At 43.3% G+C, this 5,499-nt stretch carries 5 protein-coding genes; 3 read left to right on the forward strand and 2 right to left on the reverse strand.

Annotation, left to right across the window (positions count from 1 at the left end; genetic code table 11):
* Positions 1 to 678: TrkA C-terminal domain-containing protein (locus ACO4PX_RS00470; RefSeq protein ID WP_485570864.1), on the forward strand; the 678-nt coding region annotated here is incomplete at its 5' end.
* Positions 679 to 780: 102 nt separating this feature from the next.
* On the opposite strand, the gene ACO4PX_RS00475 is transcribed toward ACO4PX_RS00470, so the two are convergent.
* A complete protein-coding gene (locus ACO4PX_RS00475; RefSeq protein WP_485561766.1) occupies positions 781 to 1,500 on the reverse strand; it encodes a pseudouridine synthase in 720 nt (239 codons plus the stop codon).
* A 114-nt stretch (positions 1,501 to 1,614) separates the two neighbouring features.
* Positions 1,615 to 2,760 (reverse strand): DUF4317 domain-containing protein, encoded by a 1,146-nt coding sequence (locus ACO4PX_RS00480; protein ID WP_485570865.1) that lies wholly within the window; start codon positions 2,758 to 2,760, stop codon positions 1,615 to 1,617.
* A gap of 141 nt (positions 2,761 to 2,901) precedes the next feature.
* Between ACO4PX_RS00480 and ACO4PX_RS00485 the strand changes: the two genes are divergently transcribed.
* Both ACO4PX_RS00485 and ACO4PX_RS00490 read left to right on the forward strand, forming a co-directional pair.
* Positions 2,902 to 4,347, forward strand: coding sequence for a polysaccharide deacetylase family protein (locus ACO4PX_RS00485; protein ID WP_485570866.1), 1,446 nt, complete (start codon positions 2,902 to 2,904; stop codon positions 4,345 to 4,347).
* Between the two features lie 179 nt (positions 4,348 to 4,526).
* Positions 4,527 to 5,499, forward strand: a 973-nt coding sequence (locus ACO4PX_RS00490; RefSeq protein WP_485570868.1) for a tetratricopeptide repeat protein, incomplete at its 3' end; no start/stop codon positions are given.

Consider the following 5,499-nt stretch of genomic DNA (forward strand, 5'->3'; position numbering starts at 1 on the left):
ATTGCCAGACCTCTTTCCGTATTCTTGCTTATGAGATTCTTCCCCTCCTCCAAAAATCGAAATTTCCTTATTTCCTTTGCGGGACTTCGAGGAGCGGCTTCCATTGTATTTGCAATTTTAGCGGTGGAAAGCTTGGGAAGCGGAGACTTTTTGTTCCATCTGGTGTTTTTTATCGTGATTTTATCGATTCTCTTTCAGGGGAGCTTTTTACCGAAAATGGCAGGACGTCTGGATATGATTGATGACCAAAGCGACGTTATGAAGACCTTTACGGACTATACGGAACAAAAGCCGGTGCAGTTTATTGAGTTTATCATTCCTGAAGGGCATCATTGGGCGGGGCAGTTGATTAAGGATATTATTACGCCGCCGGACACCCCTATCATTTTGGTGGAAAGAAATGGAGAGAAAGAATTACCAAGGGGAGATACGAAGATACAGGTGGGAGACCGGGTGGTTATCGGTTCTGCCAAGTCTACCATGGCCTCGGATTTAGATATCGTTGAGCTGGAGGTAGACAGGGACAGTGTTTATGCCAATAAAACCATTGCGGAAATCCCAAGAGATGAGATGGCCAGAGTACTTTTGATTGAAAGAGGTAAGGAAATCGTGATTCCTAATGGGAACACTAGCATTGCAGTGGGAGATATTCTGGTGATCTACAGATTGAATGAGTAATAGACCTAAAAAAGTTTTGTATCTTAGACTTAAAAAAGTTTTGTATCTTAGACCTAAAAAGTTCTGTATAGTAGACCTAAAAAACAGATCTGTATCATTGGTCTAAAAACAGTTCTTTAGTGCCTGTACTTCTTCTTCCGAAAGCTTGCGGTATTCGCCTGGGGCAAGGGCAGGATCTAAATGCAATGGTCCCATGGAAAGTCTCTGAAGCTTTGTGACCACATAATCCGGAGACAGGGCAAGAAACATTTTTTTGATTTGATGGAATTTTCCTTCCATGATAATGACTTCCACGCGGCTTCCTTCCTCGGTGGAAGATAGACAACGGGCTTTTGCAGGCATGGCAATTAAATCCGTATCGTATTGGATGCCCTGCCGTAAGCGATCCAATTCCTCTTCGGAGATTTTACCGGGGATTTCCACCAAATATTTTTTTTCAATATGCATTTTCGGAGAAAGTAGCTTATGGGCTAAAGCACCGTCATTCATAATCAAAAGAAGGCCCTCACTGTCCTTATCCAAACGCCCTACAGGAAAGAGATCTTTTCTATGCTTGTCGGAAAAGAGATCCAGGACGGTTTTTTGCTTTCTATCCTCAGTGGAGGAAAGCACGCCCACAGGCTTATTCATCATGTAATAGGAGAACTCTTCATAATGAATAGGCTCGTCTTTATATACAATCTCGGAATCTCCGGGCTGAACTTCCATGCTTGGATCCTTCACAATCTCTCCGTTAATCTTGACCAAGCCCTTTCGAATTTCTCGTTTCAGTACGGAACGGCTTTCTACCCCCATGTCTGAAAGATATTTATCCAGTCTCAACTTTGTCCCCCATCCGGAAGGAGAAATTTAGCTGAAGCCTTCTCCTTCTCTTTATTCATAACGAGTATCGCTCGCAAAGCGTGCGATATCTCGTTTATCTTTTCGCTCTTTCCTTTATTGCTCTTCTTTTTCCGCAAGTCGTCTTCGTATGGAAATGCCGTTGCATTCCAGATTGTCGGAAATAGGTAGCAAGAGATATTCTTTTCCGTCAATGATTCTACTTTCCAAAATCGCGGAAACTTCATTTTTAATCCTTAAATGCACATTATCCGAATCCAAACGAAGGGTGGAATCTGCCAGATTTTCCAAAAAAAGACTCTCGTTTTTCTCTCCCAGCTCTTCTTCATACAGAGAAGAGAAGTTCAATAACTGTTCTTCTGTGGCTCCGGCCTTCTCCAAAAGAGTCTTCACCTGGTTTTTCGGAAGGCTTTGCTCCCGCTCTTCTTCATTTTCCTTATTTTGTAATTCGGCAAGCTCTTCTTGAAGAAGCCGAACGTTTTCAAAGGTGCAGTCCTCCTGCAAAATTTCTTCTACCAGCTTGGAAAAACAATTCTTTTGCTGCTTTTCTCCCATGGGAAGGGGCGTGCCGAAGAGAGTTTCCGGAAGACTGTCCAGACTATCCTCCCTTTTTTTGCAGCGATACAATAATTCATGGATATCACTGCCTCGGTCATGAAAGGCGGGATAGAGGAAGGAAATCTCCGGCTTTTGAACGACGAAGTCTTCGGAACGACTGATAAAGGAATCACTCTGCTGATCAAAGCAAAGACCTTCCTTAAGAAGACTTACCGGACAAAGGGCAAAAAGGATGAAGGAATAAACATTTTCGGAAGCATCCTCTAAGACCAAACCGTCGGTGGTCTTTTTAGGTACGTCATAAACCCCATGGGCCAGAAGCAGAAGATGCTTTCCGGGAATGGGATAGTCCTTACGAATTTTTTCGAAAAAAGCATCATAAAGAGCTTCCTCTTTCAGTTCGGACTGTAAAAGCTGATAGAGCTCCTGCTGTTTGCCCCCTTCCTTTTCTTCCTCTAAAGGGAAGGCTAGAGTATAGAGATTTCTTCCAAGCTTACCGGAGAGAGATTGCTTAAAAAGCTCGCAATATTTAAATAATTCCTTATCCTCCAAAGCATAGAAGGAGTCGGAGAAACGAGAAATAACTTCTCCCTCTTCATTTACAAAGCAACTGACCATACGGTCAATACGACAATCTTCTTTTTTGAAACACTTCTTTACTTCCGCAATTCCTTTTTTATCCATGCTGTACTCCTTTTTCTTCTCGGCTAGTATTCTAATAAAAATGCTTCGGATTAACAAGTCTTAAAAAACTCTTCCTTTTTTTTGGAAAAAACTGTGGTATAGTAAGGAGGAAATGGCAGAATTGAAAAAGAAGGGTTAATCATGGCGGACAAGAGAAATATAGACAGCGGAGAGAGAAAATTTCGGAATCGAAGCGATAAATATAGAGCGGAACGACAGAGCAAGCTAAGCAGTGGTGCAAAGAGAAGGAGCAGCAGCGGTAATAGGATTCCTCGAAGTTTGACGGAAGAGGAGAGACGGGAATACAGAAGAAGAAAGGCAAGAATCAAGAAGAGAAGAGAGGCGGTGAGAAATGTCCGGATACTTTTCGCGTGTGTAGCCTTGGTATTTATGTTCCTGGTCTTCAAGGCCTTTGCCGGAATTGTACATTTTATTGAGAAGAGCAGAACGGAGCAAAAAGGGGCTATTGAGACGGTAGCGGAAAGCTCCATTGCAGAGGATCTTTCGGAAGAAAGCGGAGAAGGGCAGGAAAGTATTTCGGAAACCGCGGAAAGCGCCAGTGAAGACAACGGTCTTGTGTTATCCGGAGGAAGATACATTGATCCCACCAAACCCATGGTGGCTTTGACCTTCGATGACGGACCGGATGTGCAGGTGGACAGCATTTTGATGGATGAGCTGGAAAAGGTAAATGGAAGATCTACCTTCTTTGTTGTGGGACAGCGAGTGGAAAAGTTCCCCGAGGATATTAAGAACACTGTTGAGCGTGGCCATGAGGTAGGCAATCACTCTTATGACCATGATATTCATTTAAGCAAAAAAGGTGTGGACTATATCCGGAATGAGTTCGATAAGACGGATCAGGCGGTTCAAAATGCCTCCGGCGTTGCTCCCGCATTGGTACGTCTTCCCGGTGGAAATTACACGGCAGACGTGAAAACAGCAGTAAGTAAACCTCTGATTTTCTGGTCTATTGATACGGAGGATTGGCGTTCTCGGGACGCGGAAAAAACCAAGCAGATTGTATTGAGTCAGGTAAAGGATGGGGACATTGTGTTGATGCATGCCCTATACCTGTCTACAGCTGAGGCCTGCAAGGCGATTATTCCGGAACTAACGGCCAGAGGATATCAGTTGGTTACCGTGTCGGAGATGATTCGCTTCCGAGGTCAGGATGTTGCCGGCGGAAACGGCATACAGTATAAGCATTTCCCTCCTGTGGCGACGGAAACACAGGCTGCAAGTACGGAAAGCACCGTTTCCGTAGTACAAAGCTCGGCAAGTACCCAAACCACTACCGCTTCCGCTGCGAAGTCCGCTGAGTCAAAGGCGAAAAGTAGCACGGAGAGTACTAAGAGCAAGAAGAGTAGCAGTGAAAGCAGTTCTTCTACAAAGAAAAATAACACCAGCTCTACGAAGGAGAGCACAAAATCTACTAAGGAAAGTACGAAATCCACAAAGGAAAGTACAAGTGCTACGACTGCCCAGACAACGGCGGAAAAAAATCCCGCAACAGCAGCACCGGAAACCTCAGCCCTTGCTCCGGCGAATTTTAACGGAGCGATAGATGCGGAGGATCCTCATTAGTAGAAAGATTCAAGGCGATAATAATTATTTTAGAAAAACCCTCTTTTTTATAAGAGGGTTTTTTGTTATAATAGTTCGGATTATTATTCATAACGAGTATCGCTCGCAAAGCGTGCGATATCTCGTTTAAACGGTTGCTACGGTTTATGCTGAGGCAGCTCGTTCAAAAGGAAAAATTTATGGATTTTAGCGGATATGAAAAGGAAATACAAGATCTATCCCTACTAATAGAAAAACAATATACCTTATTTGATGAGGGGATTTTTCACAGCTTAGGATACCTTCTTGGAATGGCGGAAAAATTAGATGATGAATCTTTAAAGGGCTATGTGTACTATCAGTTGGCTGATGCATACTATAGCTTTCATTTTGATGTGGATCAAATGCAGCTTTATCTTTCCAAAGCCATTAAATCTCAGCAGGAAGTACAGGATTTTTCTCTTTTGACCCGTTCTCATAATCTCTTGGGCATTACGGAGTTTTTGCGTGGAAACTTCGCTCTGGCACTAGATTATTATATGACGGCCTTAAAGTATTATGAGCAGATGGAAGAAGCGGATAACAGCCTCAGCGGTATTGTGAAATCCAATATTGCAAGACTTTACTTTAGCCTAAATGACTATGATCATGGCCGCTACTATGCTGAGGAAGCCTTGTATGACATTAGTGGGACTACCGTAGATGGCGGGTATGTTTCCAATATGATGAGCATTTACATCTTCCTGGGAAATATCTATTTAAGCAGAAGTCGGGATGTGCAGGCGGCAAGAGCCTGTCTGGATTCCGTTCTAACCCTGGCAAAGAATTCCCCCTATACAGGAGAGCTGCTGTCCGGTATAGACATTTTAAGCTTTTCTATTCGTCTTGCTCATTACGAGGATAAAATATCGGAGCGGGATCTTTTGATTCGACGTTTTGTGGATCGGGCGGTAATGACGGCTCTCCGGACCCATATGATTGAGGATGTGTGCGATTTGGCGGATTTCTTTTTGGAAATTGATAAGCTTAAGGAATGTCATAAGGTTTTGCATCTTCTGGAGGGAAAGCTTTTGGAAATCAATCTTCCGGAATTGCAGAAACGCTTTTTAGAATCCAAGTTACGGTACTTTGACAAGATTTCCGATGAGAAATCCAGGAATGAGTCTGCATATC

It is taken from the genome of Oribacterium sp., from assembly GCF_057249185.1.

Excerpts from the sequence above, each read along its gene's own strand:
- ACO4PX_RS00480 (WP_485570865.1), bottom strand. The coding sequence starts at position 2,760 with ATGGATAAAAAAGGAATTGCGGAAGTAAAGAAGTGTTTCAAAAAAGAA.
- ACO4PX_RS00485 (WP_485570866.1), top strand. The coding sequence starts at position 2,902 with ATGGCGGACAAGAGAAATATAGACAGCGGAGAGAGAAAATTTCGGAAT.